Genomic DNA, 25606 nt, shown 5'->3' with positions numbered 1-25606 from the left:
TGATTGATGAAAACATCAAACGAATTGCATGACCTTTGGGTTGCTCAAGGCGACAAGGTCGAAAATCTTAATGAAAAACTTAACGTAGCTATGCTTGATGATTCAGTTACCGCTGAAGAATTGCAAGCAATCAAAAACGAGCGTGACACTGCGAAAATGAAACGTGACATGTTCAAGGAACAATATACTGAAGCTCGTGCTAGCGAAGTAGCTAACATGACTGAAGAAGACAAGAAACCTTTGACTGAGAATGAAGAAGAAGTGAAAGCTAATTTTGTCAAAGACTTCAAAAACCTTGTTCGTGGTCGTTACCAAAACTTGCTTGATTCTAAAACAGACGCATCTGGTTCTGACGCTGGCTTGACTATCCCACAAGATATCCGCACAGCTATCAATACATTGGTTCGTCAATACGATTCATTGCAAGAGTACGTTAACGTTGAAAACGTAACTACTCTTACTGGTTCTCGTGTTTACGAAAAATGGGCTGACATTACTGGACTTAACAAAATTGATGATGAAGCTGGTCAAATCGGTGCAAATGATGATCCAAAACTTTCTCTTATCCGCTACGCTATCAAACGCTATGCTGGTATCTCAACAGTAACTAACAGCTTGCTTGCTGATTCTGCTGAAAATATCCTCGCATGGTTGTCTGGATGGATTGCGAAGAAAGTCGTTGTTACTCGTAACAAAGCTATCTTGGAAGTTATCGCAACACTCCCAACTAAACCAACATTGGCTAAGTGGGATGACATCATTGATCTCGAAGCTAAAGTTGACCCAGCAATCAAACAAACTTCATTCTTTTTGACTAACACTTCTGGCTTTACTGCTCTTAAGAAAGTTAAGAATGCAATGGGTGACTACCTCATGGAACGTGACGTGAAATCACCAACTGGATACTCAATCGATGGTTTCGCAGTTAAAGAAGTTTCTGACCGCTGGCTTGCTAATGGAACTGGTGGAGCTATGCCGTTGTACTTTGGTGACTTGAAACAAGCGGTAACATTGTTTGACCGTCAACACTTGTCATTACTTTCAACTAATATCGGCGGCGGTGCTTTCGAAACTGACACTACCAAAGTACGTGTGATTGACCGCTTCGATGTTGTTAAAACGGACGAAGAAGCTTTTGTGCCAGCGTCATTTAAAGCCATCGCTGACCAAAAAGCTAATCTTACTGCCGGGGCTTAATTTAGGAGGTAAGCAATGAGTGTATCTAAGGAAACTATCATGCAGACCCTCAATCTGGATGAGACAGACGACACTGCACTCATTCCAGCTTACATTGAATCGGCTCAACAGTACATTATCAATGCAGTCGGGAATGACCCAAAATTCTATGACCTCGATAGCGTAGAATCTTTGTTTGACACGGCTGTAATAGCCCTCACAAGCTCTTATTTCACCTACCGAGTGGCTCTAACAGATACAGTGACTTATCCTATTAACTTAACTTTGAATAGCATAATCGGGCAATTAAGGGGCTTATACGCAACGTATAGTGAAGAAAGAGGTGACTAATGCCTAAAGTTAGATATTTACCCTCAGACTTTCGTTTCAAGGCTGATTTTGGTGCATACCAAAGCACCCCTAATAAATTTACGGGTGTGAGTGTTCCGAAATTCGTGAAACAGTTTACGCTGCATTATAAACCCCATACTCGCACACTCAATCAAGAGTATTTGGCCCAACAGAATGGCGAAAGCGATACAAGAGTGATTGTTATTCGCCACAATGCTAAAGTGATTGAAGGCCAAGTCGCTGTCCTAAATGGTACTCAGTATGACATTGTCCGTGTCAGTCCAAACGAAAACTTTGGACTTAATCGCTACGACTTTCTGACTTTGAGAAAGCACAAGAAAGTTGGGTGATAGCTTATGGTAGGGCTTGATGAAGCACTAGAGGGCTGGCTTGAAACAGTCGCCAGCATTGGTGATTTAACACCAGCGGAACAAGCTAAAATCACAACCGCTGGCGCAAAGGTGTTTCAAAAGGAACTGGAAGAAGTTACTAGGGAGAAACACTACTCAAACAAGAAACATTTGAAGTATGGGCACATGGCTGACGGTTTATCTGTCCAATCCACGAATGCGGATGGCAGAAAGAACGGTGTGGCAACCGTAGGCTGGAAAAACAACTACCACGCTCAAAATGCCAGACGATTAAATGACGGCACTAAGAAATACCGTGCCGATCATTTCGTTACCAATGTCCAAAACGATAGTGCCGTTCAAAGAAAGGTGCTATTAGCAGAAAAAGAGGAATATGAGAAACTCATTCGAAGAAAAGGAGGAAAGTGATTTAAGTGTTAGCGACCGTAAAACTAAAAGAGCTAATTGACGGCAAAGAATTTGGTGAAATAAGCGAAGTATATGCAAACAACTTGCCTAAAGAGCTCGAAGAAAATACCGATAAGACAATCGTTTTGCTCACTGAAAGCAATCCGTCCCTTGATTTGAGTGGGAATAATACCTTTTTCGGAAAAACAGACAGGGTAGAGGTACAGATTTTTTACAAGGCTGATATTGATTTTGATATCGAAGCCTTTGAAATAGAATTGCTAAAATTCTTAAAATCTGAGCAATACTCAATTACAGATATGAGAGAACATAGCATAGACCCCGATACGTTACAACTTACGGCGGTCTTTTTTGTTGCTCTCGACAGATTAATTTAACAAAGGAGAAATTACTATATGGCAATTGTAGGTTTGAAAATGGTCCGCCTTGCTTTGGTTGACCCAAAAACCCAAAAACTACTTAAAGGTGCTGATGGCCTTTCAACAGACGGTGTAATCGAAGTTGATTCTAAAATGCTCGGTACTCGTACCGCTAACATCTCTAACTTGGAAGGTCAAGCGACTAAAGTTCCCGGAAACAACTCAGTACAAGACGTTATGATCGCACCGGGGTCACCAACCGTGGCATTCGACTTCAATAACCTTGACTTCGAAATCAAACAAAAAATGCTCGGTTTTAAACCAGACGGCAAGGGTGGTTACGTGATGGATGGTGAGAAACCACACACAGCGGTATTGATTGAATCTGAAACGCTTGACCGCAAACATTCAGTGTTCTTTGGTTTCGCTAACGGTATCATGCAAGAATCAACTCAAAACGTTGCAACAGATACTGATACTGCTCAAACTCGTCAAGACGACAACATGACATTCAACGCCTTGTCAGCGGATGCGTTCGGTGGTGAGCCTTACAAGAAATACTATTCTGGAGCATCTACTTTCGATAAAGCTAACATGTTCAAAGAAGTATTTGGTGGATATGTTCTCACTGGTACACCAGGAATCGGTGGATAATCTAAATAATTCGCAAGAGGTCGGGCTCATGGCCTGACCTCTATTTTTGTTAAAAGGAGTAAAGAGAAATGGAAATCAAAACTATTAAAATCCCAGAAATCAGTAAAAAGGCGTTTGAAGTAGCTACAAGCAACCGTAATGTCTTGCGTATGCACGAGTACCAACTTGCCGTGCTTAAAATCAGCGACACCGTTGAAGAAGGCGACACGCAAGAGCAAGCACAAGCGAGCTTCACAATCCTCAAAGAAATGCTTAGTTTTATCCGTGCTGTCCTCAAGTTGGATGATGAAGCCTATGACAAATTACTTGATTTGGACAATGAGCGTACACAAGAGATTGCCGAAAAATTGGTGGGCTACATGTACGGATTGACAGACGAACAACTTGAAAATGCCGCTGGTGAAACTGACCCAAAAGAGTAAAATCTAAAGGCGAACAGATTTTTGATTTAGAAAATCGCATTGAAGATTTAAAAATCATTGCTAAAAAATCAATCCAAGGCTTTGGGTGGACACTAGATCAGTATTACGACACTGATTATTACGAGCTAATGAAAATCTTAAATGCCAAAGAGGAAGAAGATAGAATGGTTGACCCAACATCTTTACTCTAAATATTTAAGGAAAGGAGGAAAATACATACATGGCAAAAGTACAAGCTACCATGTCCACGGAAATCGCCTTAGATACGCTACAAGCTGCCAATTCGATTAAGCGATTAACTCAGTTAGTCAATAGTTCTACAAACGCATGGAAGGCACAAGAAAGCCAAATGCGTAGTGCTGGTGATTATCTAGGAGCAGCACAAGCTAAGTACGATGGTTTGGGTAATGCTATCCAAAACCAACAGCGTAAGATTGAGAAACTGAAACAAGAACAGTCTCAACTTAAAGGAAGCACCGCTGAAACCGCTGAACAGTACCTTAAGTACCAACAACAGATTGACCAAGCTACTACACGTTTGGCATCGTTGGAAAATCAACAACGACAAGCTAAGAATAGCCTTGATTACCATAAATCTGGGCTTGCTGAATTGCAGCGTGAGTACAAAGCCCAAAATGAAGCCTCAGACACTTATATCAAGCGTCTGAAAGCAGAGGGCAAAGAGGATGAAGCTAGACAAGAGCAACTTAAGCAATACAAGGGTTCGATTACTAATTTAAATAAGCAGTATGAGACCCAAAAAGAAATGCTTGAGCGTGTCGCTAAACAGTCTGGGAAGACTAGCGATGAATACCGCAAGCAAAAGCAACGTTTAGATGAAACGGCAACAAGTTTAGCACACACTAGAAATGCCGCTGACAAGCTGAACGATGAAATTGAGCAAAGTCAACGCTCTAGTACATTCATTGGTCGCTTGAAAGAGAGCTTTAAACGCTTAGGAAGTGAAGTCAGTGAGACTGAACATAAAACCTCACGGCTGAAAGGTATTTTTGGCGCTACGTTCGCAGCTAACCTAATTAGTAACGGTTTCCAAAATGCATTGGGAGCTATCAAAGGTAAATTTGACGAAATCGCCCAATCCAGTGCTGAGTATGTTAAATACCAACAAACCATGAACGCCACTTGGTTAACCCTAACGGGTAATGCCGAAGAAGGTAAAAAAATGGTCGATATGACCAACCAAATGGCACAAGCAGCGGCTAACTCAACCGAAATGGTTGACGGCATGAACCAGAAATTCTATGCCGTTACTCATAATACAGAGTTGACCAAGCAACAAACGCAAGCTATCTTGACATTGCAAGATGCGTTTGGTCAGACCGATGCAGCCGTTGAGAATTTCGCTACCCAGTGGGCTCAAATGATTGCCAATGGTAAGGTCCAAGGACAAGACATGATGTCAATCATCAATGTTTTTCCGGAAATGAAAAACCAACTTAAAGAAGTAGCTGCGCAAGAATTGGGCATTACAGACATGACCCAAGAGAAATATGCCGAATTGCAGAAAGATGGCAAAATCACTGCTGAAATGGCGCAGAAAGCCTTGTTTGAGTTGCAAGACAAATACAAGGATGCGACAGCTAACTTCTCGACTACTATCGGTGGTCTTGAAAGGACTATCCAGTCTCGTATGCCAGCGGTGGTCGCTGCCTTTCGTGACCCAATCGATAAAATGAAAAACCCATTCTTGCAACAAATTGGGAATTGGGTTGCTGATCCTAATACTGAAACGAAGTTTAAAGATTTAGGGGAGCATGTTTCCAAAGGCCTAGGCACTATCATGGACGCATTCTCTAAAGTGTTTAATCTCGGTGATGGTACAGATAAACTTAATGGCTTAATGGACGGTCTCAATAAGTTTGTCGATAATCTGAGCAAGAGCATTGCTAACAACGCCCCTAAGATTGTAGCTTTCTTTAAAGAGGTTAAAGATAGTTTAGGTTCGGTGTTTAGCATTGGTAAAGACTTTGCTAGCGGTGTTTGGGAAACTGCCGTAGGCATGATTAAAGGTGTTGCCGAAGCGCTTAACCTAATGACCGGCAACGGCAAGAAAGCTAAATCACCAGTAACATCACTATCAAAGGCTTTAGGCGGTATTGCAGAACATAAAACGGCTATTAAGACAGTCGGTTCTTTGTTTGCTGCTTATTTTGTGGGTTCTAAAGTAGCCTCAGGAGTGATGAAAGTTGCGAAAGCTATTAACGTGATGAAAAATTCAACGATAGCTATGACTGTCGCCCAAAAAGCTATGGCTGCCGCTCAAAAAATTGCGACGGGGGTGCAAGTAGCATTGAACGCAGCAATGGCAGCAAATCCCATCGGGTTAATCGCTGTTGCGGTAGCAGCGGCTGTCGCTGCATTGGTATTGCTCTATAAACACAACAAGAAATTCAAGAAATTTGTTGATGGCATGTTTAGCGCTGCCAAAAAGGCTTTCGATAAAATTTTCAAAGTTACTAAAGAAATCTTTGGAAAAATCATTGATTTCTTTAAAAAGGACTGGAAACAAGTCCTTTTATTTATTGCCAATCCTATCGCTGGAGCTTTTGCTCTGATCTACAAGCACAATAAGAAGTTCAAGAAATTTGTTGATGGCATCGTTAAAAATATCAAAGACGGATTTTCTAATGCTGGTAAATGGCTAGGTAAGACATGGGACGGCATGAAGAAGACTTGGACTGGTGCGATGGACTCAATGACCAAGAGCACCAAGAAAGGTTTTGAAAAGACCAAGAATTACTTTACTGGCGGTGAGAAAGGTATCAAAGCCTTTACTAACACTGCTAAGAAGTTGCTTGTAATCTCTAATCCGGTAGTCGCTGGTTTTGAGTTGATGTACAAGCATAACAAGCCATTCAAGAAATTTGTTGATAGCACCGTGGACCATGTCAAAGATATGGCCAAAGGCGTTGCAAAACACATGACCAGTCTTAAAAAAGATTGGGGCGATAAGTGGGACAACGTTAAGAAATTCGCATCTAAAACATGGGAAGGTATCAAGGGCAATGCTACAGAAGCCATGACTGCCCTTGGTAAAGATATCGACAAGCACCACAAGGGTATCAATAAGAATTGGTTTGACGGTTGGGAGAACTCTAAGAAATTCCTATCTAAAAAATGGGATGAAATCGGAGCGTTAACACAAGAGAAATTCGGTGTTAATATTACCAAGCTAATTACCGACGCATTGACCAATATCGCTAAGTTCTTCAAAGACACTTGGGATAATGTTAAAAAAGGCTTTGGCGAAATGTGGGACGGCATGAAGAAACTTGCCGGTGATGGTATTAACGCTGTCATTGCATTGCCTAACGCTGGTATCGATGGCATTAACAAACTGATTTCTGATTTCGGTGGTAGCAAGGAAGCTATCTCTAAAATCCCGAAAGTTAAGTTTGCCGGTGGTACTGGTATGTTTAGCTCATACCGAAACCCAATCACCAAGCCTACATTAGCTACGCTAAACGATGGGTATGACAGTCCAGAAACCAACAACCAAGAAATGGTTATTCTGCCTAATGGTAAGTCATTCTTGCCACAAGGGCGAAACGTTGAATACCTCTTGCCGGCTGGTTCGGAAGTCATCAATGCTAGTGAGTTAGCTATGCTCATGGGTGTTGAACGTGGAGCGTTTGCAAAGGGTACTGGTTTCTGGTCTAAAATCTGGGATACGGCTACTAATGTGGCGGGCTCAGTTTGGGATACCATGAAGAATGGTGTCGATAAATTCATGAAGATGATTGAGTTTGTCGGTGATGTCGTTAAAGACCCTGTTGGATCACTAGCTAAAAAATTCAGTCCTAATGCTGATAAGTTAGCCGGCATGTTTAACCCGCTTGGTAACGCACTGTATAAGAAACCAGTCGAAGAAGCTAAAAACTGGTGGAAAGAACTTTGGTCTATGGCCAGTGCCTCAATGGATGAAGGCACGGTGGCAATGGGGGCTAAAGGTGATGACTACCGATTCAAAGATAAGGCTAAAGACGCTGGTGCTGACCCTTGGGGTTATTTCTATCGTGAGTGTGTGTCATTCGTTGCAAGCCGCTTGGCTAACCTTGGTGTTAAGCCTAGTCTGTTTAGTCACCTCGGTAATGGTAACCAGTGGATATCTGCCAGCGTGCCACACTTAAGTAGACCAAAACCGGGTACGGTAGCCGTCTACACTGGCGGTCCAGTATCAAGCAACCACGTTGACTTTGTAACTGCCGTTCATGGTGACACTTATGACGGTGAAGAATACAACTACGGCGGAAACGGTCAGTATCACCAATACGCTGGTCGTCACATCTCTAACGCTGCTACGTTCCTTGATTTTGGGGTGCGTGATAGCGGTGGCGGTGGTGAAGACAATAGCAAACCGCTCAAGGACCGTAACAGTCCACTTCAAACCTTGATTAAACGTCAAGTCGGTGGCATGTTCGATTGGATTAAGAAAACCCTTGGTCCATTGCTCAGCCCAGCTGGTGGCGGTGAAGATGGGCCACAAGGAACTGGCGTTTCTCGTTGGCGTGAATCAGTAGTTAGAGCGTTGAAGGCTAATGGTATTGAGCCAAATGACTTCCGTGTGTCTAAAATTTTGGCAACGATTCAGCGTGAATCGGGTGGTGACCCTAACGTTCAAAATAACTGGGATAGCAACGCCAGAGCTGGTACACCGTCAATTGGTTTGATGCAAACCATTGGCCCAACATTTAACGCATACAAGCACCCCGGACATGACAATATCCGTAATGGTTACGACAACTTGCTTGCGGCAATCAACTACATCAAGCATCGTTACGGGACTACAGACGCCGCCTTTAACCGTGTTGCAGCCTATGGCTACGCTAACGGTGGTCTAGTCCACAAGAATGGCGTTTATGAATTGGCTGAAGGCGATATGCCAGAATATGTCATTCCAACAGATATCGCCAAACGCGGCAGAGCGTGGCAGTTACTTACTGAAGCAGTTGCACGATTCGCTGGCGATGCCCCACAAGGCAATCACGATAGCACTTCAGACCGTGAGCGTGTTTCTGTGCTAGAAAGCAAGTTAGACATCATGATTGACCTACTCGGTCAGTTGGTAACCAACGGTTCTAACCCAATCGAAGTTAGAAATATCATCGATGGCAGAAGCGTGTCAAACGGTCTAGCACCATTCATGACAAAAGCAACAAACGATTATGAACGCAGACAAGCGTTGTTAGGAGGTAGCATTATTTGATAGGAATGTCAGTAACTTATGACGGTAAGAACTTAACCGAATTATTCAATGAGGGGCGAGGGCGTACCGTTCCAGTGGATGTCACTAAAAATGTGGCAGCTAACTTTAACAATAACTATCAAGACCAAGGTCGTAGACGCTACGGTCAGCAATTTCTATACAGTACCTTGTCAGTTAAGCAGATTCAAGTATCGTTTACCCTAGTCGGAAACTACGACTACTTTAATACCATCGCTGAAACGCTAGGCGGTTATCTCAACGTAGATAAACCTAAACCACTGATTTTTGGTGATGAGCCTAACAAAGTTTGGGAAGCTATCCCGTCTGGTCAAGCGTCGCTTACGGTGGATAAGAACACGGCACCGATTACCGCAACGGTAACGGTTACGTTCGATGTTCCAAAAAGTTACGGCGAAAACAAGGCACAAGCCCTAGTAAGTAGTGATGGTGAAACCAAGTACGGTAGTATTAAAAAAGTGTCTACTGGTCATTACAAGGCTACGTTAAAGAATTTTGGCACGGCTGAAACCTATCCAGATATTAAACTGAAATTTAACTCAGATAATGGCTGGGTTGGGATTGTTAAAAGCTCTAGTGAAAGCTATGAGATCGGCAATCCGAATGAAGCTGACACGCAAGATGTTAAACACTCGGAAATATTGTTTGACTATCGAAAACCAGAAGATGTTAGGCGAGGTTTCGAGGTGGGTTTGAAAAACGTTGGTCGATTTAATGACGATAGCGAAAACCTAAACGGGACATTAGGGGTGATTGATGTTTTCAATCGTCCCAACATCGCCTTGACATCAAGAGGTAGCGGGCCTAGACAGAAACAAGGTAGCTCGATAACATGGGAGATCCCAGCAGATTCAAACGGTGAGAAAGGCTCACTTAATGAGTATATCTGGTGGCGTGAGGTGTTTTGGCTAGGCTTGCCTAACCAATACGGTTTCATAAAATTGTCAGTTACCGACGAAAAGGGCGAGTTTCTCTACGGTGTCGAAACCATGAAAACAGTTAATGGTCTCGATTGCGACTATAACTTCCTTGTCAGTGATGGTAAGGGTGGTTATAAAATCGTCGAAAGTAAACGCTTCTACGGTACACACCTAGACGAACACAATCCTTTCAACTCAACCCGTGGATGGTCTGACATCCTTAGAAAAGACGATGAAATTACTTTCTACTGGTGGGGCTCTTATCCTAAATTTAAGATACCAGCCTTGAAAGGTCGCAAGTCTAAAAGAATCAATGTCTTACTTGCCGGTATCCATCAAAGTCCGCTTGTAACTCACATGTATCTTGATGAAATGTACTATCGAAAAGATTTCGTTAACAAAAACGAGGATATCCCAAACCGATTCGGCAAGGGTTCTATCCTTGAAATTGACATGGCAAAAGGCAAGACATTCGTTGACAACTTGCCAGCGTCTAACGAGCTAACATACTTGTCTGAGCCTTTCAGTATCGGTACTGGTGAAACTGAAATCGACATCTATACATCTGGTTGGACAAGGACTGACCCAACGATTGAAATTACTTGGAAGGAGCGTTTTGTTTAATGCAAATTTGGATTCACGATAAGAATGTGCGCAAGGTGTGTGCGTTAAATAACAACGTTCCTGGCATGTTGCCATATTCTAACAGTCAATGGCACACTTATCTTGAATACTCAACCAGTACATTTGATTTTGCGATTCCGAAAATCGTAGACGGGAAACTACATGATGATGTGAAATACATCAACGATCAGATGTACGTGTCATTCTTCTATGATAATTCCTACCACGTTTTCTATGTATCTCAACTCGTTGAAAATGACACAGCGTTTCAAGTCACTTGTAATAACACTAACTTGGAATTGGCAATGGAAAGTGCACGCCCTCTTGGTAGCAGTAATGGTGCTAAAAGTCTGGAGTGGTATCTTCAAAATCTCGACTTGCTAGGATTGGCTGGTTTGGAAATCGGCATTAACGAAGTTTCTGACAAAACAAGAACAATCACGTTTGATTCTCAACAAGGCACTAAACTTGAGCAATTACATAGCTTGATGAATCAGTTTGATGCTGAGTTTATCTTCCGAACAGAATTAAATAGAGATGGTACGTTAAAACGCTTTGTCATCGACATCTACCAACAACCAGATGAAAATCACCACGGTATTGGTAAGGTTAGAGGTGATGTCATCCTCTACTATCAAAACGGCTTGAAAGGTGTTCAAATCGCTAGTGATAAAACCCAACTATTCAATGCTGGGTATTTTGTCGGGCAAGAGGGCACCAACCTTATAGACGTTGAGTTTGAGGAAAAGAACGAATTAGGGCAAGTAGAGTTTTATTCTAAAAAAGGCAGTCCGATGGTTTATGCTCCAATATCCTTGGAAAAATATCCATCAACGTTAAGAGATAGCGACACAGACAGATGGACACGTAAGGACTTCGAAACCGAGTACAAGGATGTCAATGCACTAAAAGGCTACGCATTGCGTACCATTAAGCAATACGCTTACCCACTATTGACCTATACTGTTGATGTTCAATCTAGTTTCGTTGAAAATTACAAGGACATTAACTTAGGTGATACTGTTAAAATTATCAATAACAACTTTAGGGATGGTCTAGCCCTTGAAGCTCGTGTTTCTGAAATGGTAATCAGTTTTGATATGCCATTGAATAATTCAGTAGTATTTACCAATTTCAGAAAGCTGGACAATAAACCGTCTGGCAGCTTGCAACAACGCATCGATGAGATTGTTTCTAAATCGTTGCCATACCGTGTCGAGATCACGACAACCAACGGCACAGTGTTTAAGAATGGTGTTGGTCGCTCGACTGTTCGACCAGTCTTGAAACAAGGTGATAGAACAGTTAACGCAACATGGCGTTTTGTAATCGACGGTGCTATTAAGTATGTTGGTATGACCTACGACATGGTAGCGTCAGAGATTACCCAACCAACCGCCTTGACGGTTTCGGCGTGGGTAGACAATAAAGAAGTAGCTTCAGAAGAGGTTACTTTTTTAAATGTCTCAGACGGTAAGAATGGTGTAAAAGGCGACCCCGGACCTAAAGGGGACAAAGGTGATAGAGGGAATGACGGTTTACCAGGAAAAAACGGGGTAGGTCTCAAATCTACCACTATTACTTACGGCATGAGTGACAATGAAACCACCATGCCTACTAGCTGGACAGCAAACCCACCGATTTTAGTTAAGGGTAAATACCTATGGACAAAAACAGTTTGGACTTATACAGACAACACCAGTGAAACCGGATATCAAAAAACCTACGTTGCTAGAGATGGTAATGATGGTAATAATGGTATCGCTGGTAAGGACGGTGTCGGTATTCGAAGCACAACCATTACTTACGCACAAGGCACATCCGGAACGGTAGCACCAACGACTGGTTGGACTAGTCAAGTACCTAACGTGCCGGCTGGGCAATTTCTCTGGACGAAAACCGTTTGGAGTTATACGGATAATACTAATGAAACCGGCTATTCAGTTTCTAAAATCGGTGAGCAGGGACCAAAAGGAAACGATGGTGCTAAAGGTGACAAAGGTGATCGTGGGGAGAAAGGTCTGCAAGGCGAACGTGGGGTACAAGGTCCGCAAGGGTTACAAGGTCCAAAAGGTGACCAAGGTATCCCGGGTGTTAAGGGTGCTGATGGTAAAACACAATATACCCACATAGCCTATGCTGATACCGTTTCTGGTGGTGGATTTAGTCAAACCGACAATAATAAACCATTCATCGGTATGTACCAAGATTTCAATACTACGGATAGTCGGAATCCACAAGACTATCGCTGGTCTAAATGGAAAGGTAGTGATGGCCGTGATGGTATTCCAGGTAAAGCTGGAGCAGACGGACGAACACCTTACGTCCATTTTGCTTACGCCGATAGTGCCGATGGCCGAACTGGTTTCAGTCTAACGCAAGATGGCACCAAGCGGTATCTGGGTATATGTACTAACTTTGATAAAGCAAATAGCACTAATCCAGCTGATTATTCTTGGAATGATATGACTGGCAGTGTTTCAGTCGGTGGTGAAAACCTTATCCGTAATTCAGCCTTTCCGGATAACTTGGACGGTTGGGGATTCTGGGAAGCACCACAACCTAACTCGAATTTATCTGTGTCAAGTCATTCATTCTATTACAACGGTTCTAAGCCGTTGTTTTTGCTTTCAACAACAACAACAACGCCTAGCGCTACGCTGAGATTTCCAGTGAAACGAAATACCAACTATTCTCTTAACGTTTCAATCTTGGCAGGCGGTAATCTAAAAGGAATGGATATCTATTTCCTTGGTCGTAAGTCAAACGAAACTAAAACTTTTAGCAAAGTAGTTAACATCAAGCATTTCGATGGTTCGCCATCAACAAGCGGTGTTAAGAAATTTCATTTCACTTTTAACTCCGGCGACTGTGACGAAGGCTTCATCCGTGTCGATAACACCGGCACGACTAACGGTAGCGAGTCGCTGTTATTCTTCACTGAATTAGATTGCTATGAAGGTACGACTGATCGAGCGTGGCAAGCATCACCGAAAGACCTAAAAAGCCAATTAGACGGCAAGGCTGATAGCGCATTGACACAAAGCCAGCTAAACCGTTTGAATGAGATTAACTCAGTCATGAAAGCTGAACTCGAAGCTAAAGCATCTCTTGATACGCTCAATCAATGGGTGAAGGCTTATCAAGATTTTGTTAATGCAAACAACGCCAATCGAGCACAGGCTGAAAAGAATCTTGCGGACGCTAGTGCTCGTGTCGCAAAACTAGAGAACAATCTGAATGATATGTCAGAGCGTTGGAACTTTATCGATAGTTACATGGCATCGTCTAACGAAGGACTTGTCATTGGTAAAACCGATAATTCTAGCTCTATGCTATTCAATCCAAATGGCAGAATTTCAATGTTCTCAGCAGGTAATGAAGTGATGTATATCTCGCAAGGTGTGATTCACATTGAGAATGGTATCTTCTCGAAAACGATTCAAATAGGTCGATTCAGAGAGGAACAAGATTACATCAACCCAGACCGTAACGTCATTAGATATGTAGGAGGTAAGTAAGATGGCAGAATATTGGTCGCAAGAAGAACGGGGCTACCGTGTTCGGATGACGATTGATCAAGTTAGTCAGAATGTCGAAGCTAATACCAGCACTATTCGTGTTCGGTTAACTTTATTTAACCGAGAAAAAACGTTCACGCATATTTGGTGTAAGTGGTATATTGATGCCTTTGGTCAATATATCGGTGATATGGGATTTGCCGATATGCCACAAAAGAACTCGGAAGTCCAATTCATTGACAAAACTATCACAGTCGAACACAAGAACGGAAAGAATATTTTTGGTTCGATTGCTTACTTCCATAGTTACGGGAACGGGGCTGGACCGCAAGACTTAACCGTTGGGCCATATACCATTACTTTAGACCCGATTGCTAACGCAAGCCTCTTAACCATGCCTAGTAATGTCATACTAGGCGATAGCGTTAATTTCTCTATCACGAAAAAAGTTTCGTCAGCTAGACACACGCTTAGGTACTCATGGTACGGGAACAACGGCAAATTGGCAGATAACATTGACACATCGTATAGATGGGTAATTCCAGATAGTTTTGCTAACGACATCCCTAACAGTTCGTCGGGCTGGGGAACTATTTTTCTAGATACTTACGTTGGTGGAAAACTAATCAATACGCAATCTAAAACATTCACTGCTAGCTTGTCGTTAAACAGAGTTAAGCCCACATTCTCTAGGATTGCGTTAGCGGATGCCACTGAATTAACAAGGAATATCACTCAATCAGATAGGCACTTTGTTTCCGTTTTGTCGAAAATCTATGCACGTTTTGATAATGTTCAAGCGAAATACGGAGCATCTATCACGGGCTACTTTATGGAAATAGTCGGTAATAATAACACGATTTCTGCACCTTCCGGCACTTTCCGTGAAATTTCTGTTAACAAAGATACACAATTCACGTTAAGGGGCTATGTCGAGGATAGTCGAGGGATTAGATCTGACCCTTATGAAACGACTATCACCGTTTTAAATTACTTCAGTCCAACGTTGAAATTTGAAGTGACTAGAAGTGGTGCAACCAATAGCACGCTTACCATTAAGCGTTTTGCCAAAGTAGCACCGCTTATGGTTAATGGCGTACAGAAAAACCCGATGAAACTAACGTTCACCACACGGCAAGTCGATTCTGATACAGAAATTATCGACAACGGTGGGGCTGGTGGGAACTGGTCGCAGATTTCTGAATTTAACGCATCAAACGCTAATCTCGGTAATTCGTACCCAGCCGATACCTCTTATATCGTGGTCGGTAAGTTAGAGGATAAGTTTACCAGTGTATCGTTCCAAGTCACCGTTCCAAGTGACCGAATCGTGATGTCATACGATAAAGAGGGTATCGGTATTAATAAATACCGTGAGCGTGGAGCATTGGACGTTGACGGCTTGATTTACTCAAACCGCAAACAGATTCAACATCACAAATTGACCGAACCCAACGGGGCGGCTATGGATACTAAAGTGGATAACCTAAACGACTATAGAACCACTGGTTTTTATTCGGTTCTAGGGAACTACCGAAATCATCCAGCATCGGGTGAAGGGGCTTATTTGCAAGTCGTGGAAAGTGTCTCTGGATATCACCAAACACTAACGACTGTTTCTGGTCGAATGTTTAAACGAACAGTAACCAATAACTCTAACGGTTCGTGGATTGAATACACACCTAAACCAGAAAAACCCGAACCACCAATGGTCAGAAATGAAATCACTATCGGTTACGGTGTTAAGCTGGCTCTTATTCGAAAAGGTAATCTAGTTGTTGCCAGTCTTGTTCGTGGAATTTACAAAGTCGAAGCATCTCTTGAAAATGCAAAACTCGCCGAAAAAATTCCAGACGGTTTTAAGCCTAACGTTCAAGTGCATCTGATTGCCAATAAGAATGTCAATTCCAAACACGTAGACACATCCGTTTGGCATTTTTCAGCAGACGGCAGCATTAACATCACCAATCAGCTAGGAGATACTGCCGTATTTACTGGTACAGTCACATATCTAACTGAAGATAATTAAGAAAGGAAAATAATAATTATGTCACTTAAAATCACAAAACAACGCACAATCAATGCAGAATTTAGCGTCGAAGAAGAAGGAGCTACAATCCTTGTCAAACAGACATTCATTAGCGTAGATTCCAATGCAGTCTCTACTGTCCAAGAGAATCTTCTTAATGCTGAACTCTATGCTAAACATCGTCAAGAAATGCGTACAGACGAACGTGCTCTACGTGACTTGCGTTATAAAGTGGAAGATGAAATTTTGGCTGATACTACTACAGGAGCGTGATAGATGCAGAAACCAGACGGCATCTTTGGCGTCTTTGAAGTCGTCAAAGATTTCTACGAACATGGCATAGACGAACATCTTTGGGTGTTCCTACTTATGTTAGTTATCGTAGCTGACATTATTTTGGGAGTATCCAGAGCATGGGCTTATCATGAATTTTCTAGCCGTAGATTTCGAAAGGGGTTGGTCAGCCACACAGCTATGTTAATTATCGTAGCAGTATCATACCCGTTCATGGTTTACATGAACTTAGGTGGTGCTATGGATGCGTTTATTTTTGCAATGTTATCAGCTTACGGTGCTAGTATCCTTGCTAGTTTGTCAGCCTTGGGGGTGGAAATCCCATTCATCGACAGATATGTCAAAAAAAATATTGATAAAGATAAATTTAACTTAATTGAGGAGGAAGAAAAAAATGATTAACTTTAAACTACGTTTGCAAAACAAAGCTACTTTGGTAGCTCTTATCTCAGCGGTTTTCTTGATGCTGCAACAATTCGGGCTTAGTATCCCTAGCAACATTCAAGAGGGCGTAAATACTTTCGTTGTGATCTTGGTAATTCTTGGAATCGTTACAGACCCTACTACTAAGGGTGTTGCAGACAGCGAACGAGCTTTAAACTACAACGAACCTCGTGAGGACTAGCCTATGGCTAAGCTCATGACCTCTATCAACCAAATTGAAGGAGGTGACATTCTCAAGAGTGGGGATGTTACTTCCGTCTTTGGTTTTGAAATTCTAGGGGCTGATGGAAAACGCATGGAGCTATCCGGCACCGGTAAGCTAACGCTTTCCAACGATGAAACAGTGGCACTCTATCAAGATGTTACCGTTGAAAGTGGGATATTCTCATTCTCAATGGGTAATGTAGTAGCTACTGGCACTTACTACCTTGAAATTAAACTGGATGGACATATTTTTCCATCTAATAATTTCAAGGTGAAAGTTAAGAGTTCGCTTAACATTGATAGTGCTATCCCATCGGACAAGAGCCCTAAGTTAAAACTACTAGCGGATGAATTGCGAGATTCTGGGTTAATCAGTGGTGGCACTGATACCACTGAAGACCTTGTTAATGTCTATAATCTAGCTAAAATTTGAAAGGAAACATAAATGAGTAAATTACACGATTTTGCCCAAGCAGTTGGAGCAGATATCAAAGAAATTAAAACAACCCTAGCAGGCAAGGCTGATAAAGGTGAAGTGACCGCTAACGGCATCACTCAAGACCAACTTAACACTGCCATTGCACAAGCTAAGACCGACATCATTGGTGGAGCACCGGGGGAACTTGACACACTCAAAGAAATCGCTGATAAAATCAATTCAGCGGGCGGCAATACTGATAGCGGCATTATCTCGAAAATGTCCGAGCTTGGTACTCGTATCGACACAATCGAGCAAGAAGACCTTGTAAGTGTATATAATTCTGCTAAAAACACCCTCTAAGGAGGTTGATTTATGAGCAATTTAAGCAAGGCCATTGAAGCCATCGGGCATGATATTGGAGAGATTCAAGGCAAACAATCTTCATCATTGTCTATCAGCCAAGCATATGGACTATTTCCAACCTATAATAACTTTTTTCTACAGGTTTTAGAACAAAATAAATTTGCGGCAGACCCATTGGTTACGAAATCTCAACTACCTACAAACGAAATTGACACTTTAAAACAGAAAGTCGAAGAGTTGGAGAGAACTATCTCGGAGATTAAACAAGCTATTCAAAAATAATTATAAGAAAGGAGAACCATGACATCTAAAACACAGTTATTAAATACGCTTGAAAACCTAGTGAATCAACGTGTCACTGTTCCCACTAATCCTTATGGCGGGCAATGTATAAGTTTAATTGACTACGTTTTACAGTATGCGGGTTTGTTTAACCTTGATTTCAGTTACTTAAACGCCATTGATGGCTTGAGTAGAGCAGAAAGTCAAGGACTTAAAGTCACACGCTTCAACGGTGCGAACAATCCACCAGTAGGGAGTGTGTGGGTGACTAACTGCTTGCCATATCACCAATTTGGACATATCGGTTTCGTGGTTGCAGAAAACCCAGACGGCACAGTTACCACAGTCGAGCAGAATATCGACGGTAACGCTGACTGTCTCTACAACGGTGGATGGACACGCAAGGTCACACGAAACCTAGACAGTGCAGGGAATTTCAGTTATATCGATTGGAACGCACCAGCTCAGCAAATGGTCGGGTGGTTTGAATTGCCATTTGACGGCATGACTGAAAATGCCTATTTCATCGACGTATCAGCATATCAACCGGGAGACTTGACTGGTATCTGTCAAGCGTCCGGCACTAATAACACGGTAATCAAAGTGACCGAGGGTGTGGGTTGGGTTAGCCCAGTAGTAGCTCAACAAACTAACACAAGTAATTGTATTGGTTACTATCACTTCGCTCGTTTTGGTGGCGATGTGGCAACGGCACAAGCTGAAGCGAATTACTTTATCAGTAATCTGCCATCTCACCCACGTTACTTAGTGTGTGACTACGAGGACGGAGCTAGTGGTGACAAACAAGCTAATACTAATGCAGTCCTAGCGTTTATGGATATCTGTAAGGCGAACGGTTTTGAGCCTATCTATTATAGTTACAAACCTTATACACTGGCTAATGTTTATGTAGATCAAATCACTGCACGCTATCCAAATAGCCTATGGATTGCAGCGTATCCAGATTATGAGGTACGCCCAGAACCATATTGGGGTGTGTATCCAAACATGGAACATACACGCTGGTGGCAGTTTACAAGCACTGGTCTAGCTGGTGGATTGGATAAGAATGTTGTTATCATCAATGATGGTGATAGTTTAGTGAATAAGAAAGAGGATGAAGAAAATATGGATTATGTAGTACGCAGTACGTCAGGAAGTCAAGGTTATGTTGGAGTCGTTAATGGCCGAGTTTTCGGTATTGGGGCTATGCGCACAGTGGATGAACTACGTTCTAACGGCGCTAAACATTTGATGTTGGATGATGGCGACTTTGACCGTTTCTTGAATAGTCAATCAAACGACACGGCAGCGGTCTCTAAGGCAATTAATGAAGCTAGTGCCTCAGTAGTTAAGGCTATTGAAGAACGAGCACAAGCTACGCAAGGGCAAACTGGTAAATAATTAGACCACGAAAACTATAAAATAAAAAAGGAGTATATCACCTCCCCTCACACTGCAATAGGGATACCATGGCAGTAGTGGTCGAAGCCTCAGCATTGTGCTGGGGCTTTTTTTGTGGTATAATAATATTGGTTTTGAGAATAGCCTTCATAGGTAGACGCCGTCCTTTCATGGGCGGTTTTTTATTTGTCCACTTTTCTGTCCACCTTTTTCAAAAAACTACGAAAATAAATAAAAATAAAAACTATAAAAACCCAGTAAAATCAAGTCTTTATAGTTTTCATTTATTCTTATATTCTATATCTTTTCGTTGGCAGGGGACATTTTTAAGCCTTTAACCATGCGGTTTTAAGCTATCTTGCCCCAAATTGAAGCCAAATGTACTTGACGCCTATTGAATTATAGGTGTTTTTTTGATAAGCAAAAACCCTAGTCAGGATTAGTCCTAACTAGGGTTCAAAATAGAATACTGGTGATGATTAGTAGTCTGTTATCTCATTAATTGGAATTGGCACTTGTATCTGTACTTGATGATGCTCGTGGGTACTCGTAAGGAGTGTTATCAACGTCGTCAACCCACTCATTGCTCTGATCAGTTGAGCTTGCGGGATTGCTTCCTCCACCAGCACCTGCGGCGAAGGCTGCATCGTGACCACCACCGCCTCCTCCGTTAGTGGCATAAGAGCCATCTTCTGGCCCGCCCCAACCTCGTCCGCCTTCAGCAGGCTTGGATTTATCTTGATTTCCATCTTGATGAGGTGTTTGGTTGTTTTGTTTTTGATTTGCTTCTTGAGCAGAAGGAGATGCTTGATGCTTATTTTCGTCCTTAGCCTCCTTCTTATGATCTTCCGTCGAAGTAGCTCTTGATGATTTAGTATTCTCTTTTTTATGAGATGAGCTACTTTTTGATGAAAGGCTGTGAGAGATGTGATGCGTTTTTGCAGCTGGCTTTACAGGTTCTTTTAAATGTTTTGATAAAAAACCGAAGAGAAAGAAGAAAGCTAGCAAAGAGAAGGTGATGATATTATATTTTTTTCTTTTCAAATTTGGCTCCGTTCCTAGTCATAGATGAAGAGTAAAAATAACAGTAAAAAACCAGGTTTCCCTGGTTCTCATTATTAGCGGCTTACACGACGGCGAGCTGCTTTTTTACGGTTTTCTTCGATGAAAGCCAATTTCTTTTCTTCTGGTTCGATAATAGTTTTCTTAACTGCGAAGACAGCACCTGCTACAGTAGCAGCAGTTCCGATAACGCCAGTAGCGACACCTTTAGCGAATGAATGTTTTTTAGCCATGAGACTATCCTCCGTATATGTTATAATATGCTTATATTATCTAAAAAAATATCTAGAATAGCAAGTGAAAACATTATGAAAACCAAACTTATTGTAGTAGCTGGTCCTACTGCTGTGGGAAAAACAGCGCTTGGAATTGAATTGGCCAAGCGTTTTAATGGCGAAATTATTTCAGGAGATAGCCAGCAGGTTTACCGACAATTGAATATAGGCACCGCCAAGGCCACTCCTGAAGAGCAGGCAGCAGCATTGCATCATCTGATTGATGTTCGCGATGTTGATGAGACCTATTCAGCTTATGATTTTGTGACAGAGGCAGAGGCTGCCATTACAGATATCGTTAGTCGTGGTAAGCTGCCTATTGTAGTAGGAGGAACAGGTCTCTATTTACAAAGTCTCCTAGAAGGGTATCACCTAGGGGGACAGGTCGATCAGGAGCAGGTTTTAGCCTATCGCTCGGAATTAGAGCAATTATCTGATCAGGAACTTTTTGAAAAAATTGATCGCTTAGGTATTGAGATTAAAGAGATTAACCGTCGTCGTGCTATTAGAGCACTTGAGCTTCATCGTTTTTCGGAGAATCTTGAAAATACTGAGACGACTTATGATCCCTTTATTATCGGATTAGATGATGAACGTTCCTTAATCTATGACCGAATTAATACACGAGTAGATAAGATGGTTGAACATGGTCTCTTGGAAGAAGCCAAGTGGCTGTACGATAATTATCCTAATGCCCAGTCAGCTCGTGGTATAGGCTACAAGGAGTTGTTTCCTTATTTTGCTGGGAACCAAACCTTGGACGAAGCCTTGGAAAAACTCAAGCAAAATACGCGTCGATTTGCTAAACGGCAATTAACCTGGTTCAGAAATCGAATGACTGTTAAGTTTTATCAGATTTCTAGTCCAGAATATCCTGAAAATGTCGTTCAAGATCTTGAATTATTTTTAAATGAAAGGGAAGGAGAAAAGGTAGGTCAATCTTAGTTTTAAGAACCAATCTTTGCTATAATGGTAGTTATGACTAACGAAGAAAAAAAATCAGCCTATGAATTAATGCTAGCACAGGCTAAGGTGCTTTTTGCCAATGAAGACAATGCTTTGGCCAACTTTTCTAATGCCTCAGCTCTCTTGAATACAACCCTGCCGAATTCTGTGTTCACAGGCTTCTACCTGATGGATAATGTCAAGAATGAGTTAGTCCTTGGTCCTTTCCAAGGTAATGTTTCTTGTGTTCGAATTGCCCTAGGTAAGGGTGTTTGTGGCCAGTCTGCAGCAGAAAATAGAACCTTAATTGTCGAAGACGTCACCAAACACGCCAATTACATCGCTTGTGATTCCGCTGCTCGAAGTGAAATTGTTGTACCAATGGTAAAAGATGGCAAATTAGTTGGTGTTCTCGATTTGGATTCTCACCAAGTAGGAGACTATAACCAAGTAGACCAAGATTATCTTGAAGCATTTGTCAAAATTTTACTTGAGAAAACCGAGCTTACATTTGGAATGTTTGAGGTAAACTAATGTATCAAGCCTTATATCGTAAATACCGTAGTCAGACCTTTGGCGAAATGGTTGGTCAAAAAGTGATTTCAACCACGCTCAGACAGGCGGTAGAGTCAGGGAAAATCAGTCATGCCTATCTCTTTTCTGGGCCACGTGGTACCGGTAAAACCAGTGCGGCGAAAATCTTTGCCAAGGCTATGAACTGTCCTAATCAAGTTGATGGTGAGCCTTGTAATCACTGCGATATTTGTCGCGATATTACTAACGGAAGTCTCGAAGACGTGATTGAAATTGATGCCGCATCAAACAATGGTGTAGATGAGATTCGTGAAATCCGTGATAAATCAACCTATGCTCCAAGTCGTGCGACTTACAAGGTCTATATTATCGACGAGGTTCACATGCTTTCGACAGGTGCCTTCAATGCTCTTTTGAAAACCTTGGAAGAACCAACCGAAAATGTTGTCTTTATTCTAGCGACCACTGAATTACATAAGATTCCTGCAACCATCCTCTCTCGCGTTCAACGTTTTGAGTTTAAATCGATCAAGCAGGGAGCTATTAAAGAGCATTTGGCTTCAATCCTGGAAAAAGAAGGATTAACCTTTGATGATGAGGCTTTGACCATTATTGCTCGTCGTGCGGAAGGTGGTATGCGTGATGCTTTGTCAATCTTAGACCAAGCACTGAGTCTGTCTCCTGACAATCATGTCAGCCAAGCCGTAGCTGAAGAAATCACTGGTTCTATTGGTTTAACAGCCTTAGACAGTTTTGTCGCTAACGTTCGCAATCAAGAGACTACGCAAGCTTTATCAAATCTTGAAACTCTTTTTGATAATGGTAAGTCTATGAGCCGTTTTGCGACGGATCTCTTGGAGTATTTTCGTGATCTTTTGATTGTCAAAGCGGGCGGAGAGAACAGTCACCATAGTCCCCTTTTTGAAGAGAATCTTTCTCTGGAGCAAGACCGACTTTTCCAACTGATTGACTTGGTTACAAGTGCCTTGCCAGAAATTAAAACTGGAACACATCCTAAAATCTATGCGGAAATGCTGACTATAAAATTGTCAGAAACCCATACTCAGGTTTCACAAGAAATTCCAGGGAATTTAAAAGAAGAGTTAGATAGTCTTCGTCGCGAGGTAGAAAGTCTACGTAAAGCTCTTAAAGAGGGCAAAGTCCAAGGAGAAGTAGCACCAAGTCGAAAAGCCAAACCTGCTTATCAGTACAAGGTGGATCGTGAAAAGATTCTCACGATTATGCGTGAAACCATGGAAAATCCTCAGAAATCACGCCAGTGTCTGGATGCCCTAAAGGCAACTTGGCCTGAAATCTTGGATTCTATCAGCCCACAAAATAGGGCACTTTTGAATGGTTCCGAGCCTGTATTAGCCAATCAAGAAAATGCTATCCTGGCATTTAATGCTGCCTTTAATGCTGAGCAGGTTATGAAACGCAGTGATCTTAATGATATGTTTGGTAGTATCATGAGTTCAGCTGCCGGTTTCTCACCTAATATTATGGCTGTTCCAAAAGCAGAATTTGAAAAACTCCGCACAGAATTTGCACGCAGTCTCAAATCCAAAGAAGAATTGGAAAAAGAAGATCGTGAAGAGTATATCCCTCAAGAACTCGAGTTTCTCTCTGATGTAGTAGAAATAGAGGACTAAAAAGGTCCAGTGGACCTTTTTAGGTCCGAGCCTAGAAATAAGAAAGCGAGGAGGTCCAGTGGACCTTTTTAGGTCCGAGCCAAGAAACCCAAAAGCGAGGATGTCCATTGGACCTTTTTAGGTCCGAGCCAAGAAATGCAAAAGCGAGGTGCTCCAAGGGATTTGTTTGATTTCTGAAGCTGATAATTGGCAGGTCCATCTGTGTAAAAATGAAAAGAGCCTAGACTGCTTGTCCTAGGCTCTATCTATTGATATAATAATCTTATGATTCAACAAATTTTGTTTATTACGCTTGAAACTATTTTTGAAACGGTTTGTTTTAATTACAGTTTACAGCACGGCTATTACTTTTTTACAGCCTTTTTTGGTTATTTACTGTTTCGTCGTCTTTGGACAACCTATGTTGTTTCACGCATTGCGCGTGCAGCCGACAAGTCTACCAAGAAGTAAGACTTACTTCGCCAGCGGTCAACCATTTTTCCTGGCCATCATCAGTAAGAACGAGAAGTTGGCCCTTATCGCCAATTTCCTTGGCAATACCAGTATAAGTCCTTCCAGCTTGTTCAAAGGTCACTTGTTTGTCTAAAACGAGGGACTTTTCTTTATAAACTTTGACCAAATCGCTAGTCGGAATGGTTAAAAAGAGTTTCCAAATTTCTGAAATGAGCTGGTTTCGAGTGATGCTTGGTTTTCCAGAAGTAAAAAGACTAGTAGCTTTATTAGCTAACTCTTCAGGGAAATCAGTGATTGAGAAGTTAAGCCCAATCCCGATAATGACATCTGTGATGCGACCAGATTCGATAGAACTAATGGCTTCTGTAAGGATACCAGCCATTTTTTTGTTGTTGAGGTAGATGTCATTAACCCATTTAATTTCTGTATTGATTCCGGTTAGACGTTGGATAGCTTTGACAATAGCAGCTGCCGCCATCATCGTATAAGGTGGTAACTCTTCAAAATGACAGTTGGGCTTTAAGTGGATACTCATGTAGATACCACCTTGTGGACTGGCAAAGAAGTGACGTTCAAATCGTCCTTTGGCTGCCTTTTGACTTGATGCCAGGTAAAGTGCAGGCGTCGGATTATTCTTTTCCATGCCATGTTTAGCATCTAGTTGGGTAGAGTTAGAATCTGGATTAAAGTAGACTGAAATGTTGAGTTGCTTAGAGATGTCTTGAGGAAGAAGAATATCTCCCTTTTCTAAATAGTAGCCTTTCTTGCGGACACTTGTAATGTCAATTCCTTGTTCTTGAAGTGTTTGAATTGCCTTCCAAATGGCTGTCCGTGAGACACCAAGGCTTTTAGCCAAGCTCTCTCCCGTTACAAAGTCAGGACTCTTCGATAAGATGTCATAAACGTGTTCATAAGTTTTCATATCCTAAGTATAATACAAAAGATGGTAAAATGCTCACTATAAATTATTGATAAGGCTTGATAATAAATAACTATATGACTAGACTGAAAAAACATGATATAATGGACAGTAGTTATTAAGTCCCGATAAGGCAACAGTCATCCTAGAGTTGGCTGTTGGTTCTTTGTAACTTTTTAACGGCGTTTAGCTCTACCAGGAGCATAGCGTTTTACCTATTAGGAGACGGTTAAATCCGTGCTATCTAATACTATTTTTCATATTAAAAGGGGGA

Annotated in this window: 25 protein-coding genes; 22 read left to right on the top strand and 3 right to left on the bottom strand. The window is 41.9% G+C overall.

The window, feature by feature from the left end; all coding sequences use genetic code 11:
* The first annotated feature begins 6 nt into the window (after positions 1 to 6).
* From H7T99_RS00800 to H7T99_RS00715, 18 genes are all read left to right on the top strand, one after another.
* Positions 7 to 1197: a phage major capsid protein gene (locus H7T99_RS00800; RefSeq protein WP_201035903.1), complete on the top strand. Its 1191-nt coding sequence runs from the start codon at positions 7 to 9 to the stop codon at positions 1195 to 1197.
* A gap of 15 nt (positions 1198 to 1212) precedes the next feature.
* Entirely contained in the window at positions 1213 to 1527 is a 315-nt protein-coding gene (locus H7T99_RS00795) for a head-tail connector protein (protein WP_070577292.1), read from the top strand.
* Positions 1527 to 1877 carry a phage head closure protein gene (locus H7T99_RS00790; protein WP_201035902.1) on the top strand — a complete coding sequence of 117 codons (351 nt, stop codon included), beginning with the start codon at positions 1527 to 1529 and terminating at the stop codon, positions 1875 to 1877. Before H7T99_RS00795 ends, H7T99_RS00790 begins: the two co-directional genes overlap by 1 nt.
* Before the next feature lie 6 nt (positions 1878 to 1883).
* Positions 1884 to 2306: an HK97 gp10 family phage protein gene (locus tag H7T99_RS00785; RefSeq protein WP_201035901.1), complete on the top strand. Its 423-nt coding sequence runs from the start codon at positions 1884 to 1886 to the stop codon at positions 2304 to 2306.
* Positions 2307 to 2311: 5 nt separating this feature from the next.
* A complete protein-coding gene (locus tag H7T99_RS00780) occupies positions 2312 to 2683 on the top strand; it encodes a DUF806 family protein (protein WP_201035900.1) in 372 nt (123 codons plus the stop codon).
* A gap of 18 nt (positions 2684 to 2701) precedes the next feature.
* Positions 2702 to 3319 (top strand): phage tail protein, encoded by a 618-nt coding sequence (locus H7T99_RS00775; RefSeq protein ID WP_201035899.1) that lies wholly within the window; start codon positions 2702 to 2704, stop codon positions 3317 to 3319.
* A gap of 68 nt (positions 3320 to 3387) precedes the next feature.
* Positions 3388 to 3741: a phage tail tube assembly chaperone gene (locus H7T99_RS00770; RefSeq protein WP_201035898.1), complete on the top strand. Its 354-nt coding sequence runs from the start codon at positions 3388 to 3390 to the stop codon at positions 3739 to 3741.
* Positions 3742 to 3961: 220 nt separating this feature from the next.
* Positions 3962 to 8968, top strand: a complete 5007-nt coding sequence (locus H7T99_RS00765; protein ID WP_201035897.1) for a tape measure protein — start codon at positions 3962 to 3964, stop codon at positions 8966 to 8968.
* Between the two features lie 5 nt (positions 8969 to 8973).
* Positions 8974 to 10530, top strand: a complete 1557-nt coding sequence (locus tag H7T99_RS00760; protein WP_201035940.1) for a distal tail protein Dit — start codon at positions 8974 to 8976, stop codon at positions 10528 to 10530.
* The gene (locus H7T99_RS00755) at positions 10530 to 14051 is read left to right on the top strand and encodes a phage tail protein (protein WP_201035896.1); all 3522 of its coding nucleotides are present in this window, start codon (positions 10530 to 10532) and stop codon (positions 14049 to 14051) included. The genes H7T99_RS00760 and H7T99_RS00755 overlap by 1 nt, the downstream gene beginning before the upstream one ends.
* Position 14052: 1 nt before the next feature.
* Positions 14053 to 16080: a DUF859 family phage minor structural protein gene (locus H7T99_RS00750; protein ID WP_201035895.1), complete on the top strand. Its 2028-nt coding sequence runs from the start codon at positions 14053 to 14055 to the stop codon at positions 16078 to 16080.
* 18 nt (positions 16081 to 16098) lie between these two features.
* Entirely contained in the window at positions 16099 to 16353 is a 255-nt protein-coding gene (locus tag H7T99_RS00745) for a hypothetical protein (RefSeq protein ID WP_201035894.1), read from the top strand.
* Positions 16354 to 16356: 3 nt separating this feature from the next.
* Positions 16357 to 16776, top strand: coding sequence for a phage holin family protein (locus H7T99_RS00740; RefSeq protein WP_201035893.1), 420 nt, complete (start codon positions 16357 to 16359; stop codon positions 16774 to 16776).
* Entirely contained in the window at positions 16769 to 16999 is a 231-nt protein-coding gene (locus tag H7T99_RS00735) for a phage holin (protein WP_201035890.1), read from the top strand. The genes H7T99_RS00740 and H7T99_RS00735 overlap by 8 nt, the downstream gene beginning before the upstream one ends.
* A gap of 3 nt (positions 17000 to 17002) precedes the next feature.
* On the top strand, positions 17003 to 17455 hold the full coding sequence (locus H7T99_RS00730) for a hypothetical protein (RefSeq protein ID WP_201035888.1): 453 nt from the start codon (positions 17003 to 17005) through the stop codon (positions 17453 to 17455).
* Positions 17456 to 17467: 12 nt separating this feature from the next.
* Complete coding sequence (locus H7T99_RS00725) at positions 17468 to 17803, top strand: hypothetical protein (protein ID WP_201035887.1); 336 nt, start codon at positions 17468 to 17470, stop codon at positions 17801 to 17803.
* Positions 17804 to 17815: 12 nt separating this feature from the next.
* Complete coding sequence (locus H7T99_RS00720) at positions 17816 to 18088, top strand: hypothetical protein (protein WP_201035886.1); 273 nt, start codon at positions 17816 to 17818, stop codon at positions 18086 to 18088.
* A gap of 18 nt (positions 18089 to 18106) precedes the next feature.
* Positions 18107 to 19492 carry a GH25 family lysozyme gene (locus tag H7T99_RS00715; RefSeq protein WP_201035885.1) on the top strand — a complete coding sequence of 462 codons (1386 nt, stop codon included), beginning with the start codon at positions 18107 to 18109 and terminating at the stop codon, positions 19490 to 19492.
* A 498-nt stretch (positions 19493 to 19990) separates the two neighbouring features.
* Here the strand turns inward: H7T99_RS00715 and H7T99_RS00705 are convergent, their stop codons facing one another.
* Both H7T99_RS00705 and H7T99_RS00700 read right to left on the bottom strand, forming a co-directional pair.
* Positions 19991 to 20536, bottom strand: coding sequence for a hypothetical protein (locus H7T99_RS00705; RefSeq protein ID WP_037601141.1), 546 nt, complete (start codon positions 20534 to 20536; stop codon positions 19991 to 19993).
* Between the two features lie 74 nt (positions 20537 to 20610).
* The gene (locus H7T99_RS00700) at positions 20611 to 20787 is read right to left on the bottom strand and encodes a DUF3042 family protein (protein WP_002883513.1); all 177 of its coding nucleotides are present in this window, start codon (positions 20785 to 20787) and stop codon (positions 20611 to 20613) included.
* Positions 20788 to 20862: 75 nt separating this feature from the next.
* Between H7T99_RS00700 and miaA the strand changes: the two genes are divergently transcribed.
* The 4 genes from miaA to H7T99_RS00680 all read left to right on the top strand — a co-directional run bounded on the left by miaA (position 20863) and on the right by H7T99_RS00680 (position 24410).
* Positions 20863 to 21774, top strand: a complete 912-nt coding sequence (gene miaA / locus H7T99_RS00695) for a tRNA (adenosine(37)-N6)-dimethylallyltransferase MiaA (protein WP_037601143.1) — start codon at positions 20863 to 20865, stop codon at positions 21772 to 21774.
* A 33-nt stretch (positions 21775 to 21807) separates the two neighbouring features.
* Positions 21808 to 22308, top strand: a complete 501-nt coding sequence (locus tag H7T99_RS00690) for a GAF domain-containing protein (protein ID WP_282184294.1) — start codon at positions 21808 to 21810, stop codon at positions 22306 to 22308.
* A complete protein-coding gene (gene dnaX / locus H7T99_RS00685; RefSeq protein WP_037601149.1) occupies positions 22308 to 23960 on the top strand; it encodes a DNA polymerase III subunit gamma/tau in 1653 nt (550 codons plus the stop codon). The genes H7T99_RS00690 and dnaX overlap by 1 nt, the downstream gene beginning before the upstream one ends.
* Positions 23961 to 24224: 264 nt before the next feature.
* A complete protein-coding gene (locus tag H7T99_RS00680; RefSeq protein ID WP_002883500.1) occupies positions 24225 to 24410 on the top strand; it encodes a DUF3272 family protein in 186 nt (61 codons plus the stop codon).
* On the opposite strand, the gene birA is transcribed toward H7T99_RS00680, so the two are convergent.
* Complete coding sequence (birA, locus tag H7T99_RS00675) at positions 24397 to 25335, bottom strand: bifunctional biotin--[acetyl-CoA-carboxylase] ligase/biotin operon repressor BirA (protein WP_037601153.1); 939 nt, start codon at positions 25333 to 25335, stop codon at positions 24397 to 24399. The genes H7T99_RS00680 and birA overlap by 14 nt on opposite strands.
* Positions 25336 to 25606 lie beyond the last annotated feature (271 nt).

Origin of the sequence: Streptococcus sp. 17.1, assembly GCF_016648655.1 — a bacterium.
Lineage (GTDB): Bacteria > Bacillota > Bacilli > Lactobacillales > Streptococcaceae > Streptococcus > Streptococcus salivarius_E.
Note: the sequence above shows the minus strand (reverse complement) of the source record. Positions and strands in the feature narration are given on the sequence as shown.

Coding starts and splice junctions, on each gene's coding strand:
- H7T99_RS00800 (WP_201035903.1), top strand. CDS start 7: ATGAAAACATCAAACGAATTGCATGACCTTTGGGTTGCTCAAGGCGAC.
- H7T99_RS00795 (WP_070577292.1), top strand. CDS start 1,213: ATGAGTGTATCTAAGGAAACTATCATGCAGACCCTCAATCTGGATGAG.
- H7T99_RS00790 (WP_201035902.1), top strand. CDS start 1,527: ATGCCTAAAGTTAGATATTTACCCTCAGACTTTCGTTTCAAGGCTGAT.
- H7T99_RS00785 (WP_201035901.1), top strand. CDS start 1,884: ATGGTAGGGCTTGATGAAGCACTAGAGGGCTGGCTTGAAACAGTCGCC.
- H7T99_RS00775 (WP_201035899.1), top strand. CDS start 2,702: ATGGCAATTGTAGGTTTGAAAATGGTCCGCCTTGCTTTGGTTGACCCA.
- H7T99_RS00770 (WP_201035898.1), top strand. CDS start 3,388: ATGGAAATCAAAACTATTAAAATCCCAGAAATCAGTAAAAAGGCGTTT.
- H7T99_RS00765 (WP_201035897.1), top strand. CDS start 3,962: ATGGCAAAAGTACAAGCTACCATGTCCACGGAAATCGCCTTAGATACG.
- H7T99_RS00760 (WP_201035940.1), top strand. CDS start 8,974: ATGTCAGTAACTTATGACGGTAAGAACTTAACCGAATTATTCAATGAG.
- H7T99_RS00755 (WP_201035896.1), top strand. CDS start 10,530: ATGCAAATTTGGATTCACGATAAGAATGTGCGCAAGGTGTGTGCGTTA.
- H7T99_RS00750 (WP_201035895.1), top strand. CDS start 14,053: ATGGCAGAATATTGGTCGCAAGAAGAACGGGGCTACCGTGTTCGGATG.
- H7T99_RS00745 (WP_201035894.1), top strand. CDS start 16,099: ATGTCACTTAAAATCACAAAACAACGCACAATCAATGCAGAATTTAGC.
- H7T99_RS00740 (WP_201035893.1), top strand. CDS start 16,357: ATGCAGAAACCAGACGGCATCTTTGGCGTCTTTGAAGTCGTCAAAGAT.
- H7T99_RS00735 (WP_201035890.1), top strand. CDS start 16,769: ATGATTAACTTTAAACTACGTTTGCAAAACAAAGCTACTTTGGTAGCT.
- H7T99_RS00730 (WP_201035888.1), top strand. CDS start 17,003: ATGGCTAAGCTCATGACCTCTATCAACCAAATTGAAGGAGGTGACATT.
- H7T99_RS00725 (WP_201035887.1), top strand. CDS start 17,468: ATGAGTAAATTACACGATTTTGCCCAAGCAGTTGGAGCAGATATCAAA.
- H7T99_RS00720 (WP_201035886.1), top strand. CDS start 17,816: ATGAGCAATTTAAGCAAGGCCATTGAAGCCATCGGGCATGATATTGGA.
- H7T99_RS00715 (WP_201035885.1), top strand. CDS start 18,107: ATGACATCTAAAACACAGTTATTAAATACGCTTGAAAACCTAGTGAAT.
- H7T99_RS00700 (WP_002883513.1), bottom strand. CDS start 20,787: ATGGCTAAAAAACATTCATTCGCTAAAGGTGTCGCTACTGGCGTTATC.
- miaA (WP_037601143.1), top strand. CDS start 20,863: ATGAAAACCAAACTTATTGTAGTAGCTGGTCCTACTGCTGTGGGAAAA.
- H7T99_RS00690 (WP_282184294.1), top strand. CDS start 21,808: ATGACTAACGAAGAAAAAAAATCAGCCTATGAATTAATGCTAGCACAG.
- dnaX (WP_037601149.1), top strand. CDS start 22,308: ATGTATCAAGCCTTATATCGTAAATACCGTAGTCAGACCTTTGGCGAA.
- H7T99_RS00680 (WP_002883500.1), top strand. CDS start 24,225: ATGATTCAACAAATTTTGTTTATTACGCTTGAAACTATTTTTGAAACG.
- birA (WP_037601153.1), bottom strand. CDS start 25,335: ATGAAAACTTATGAACACGTTTATGACATCTTATCGAAGAGTCCTGAC.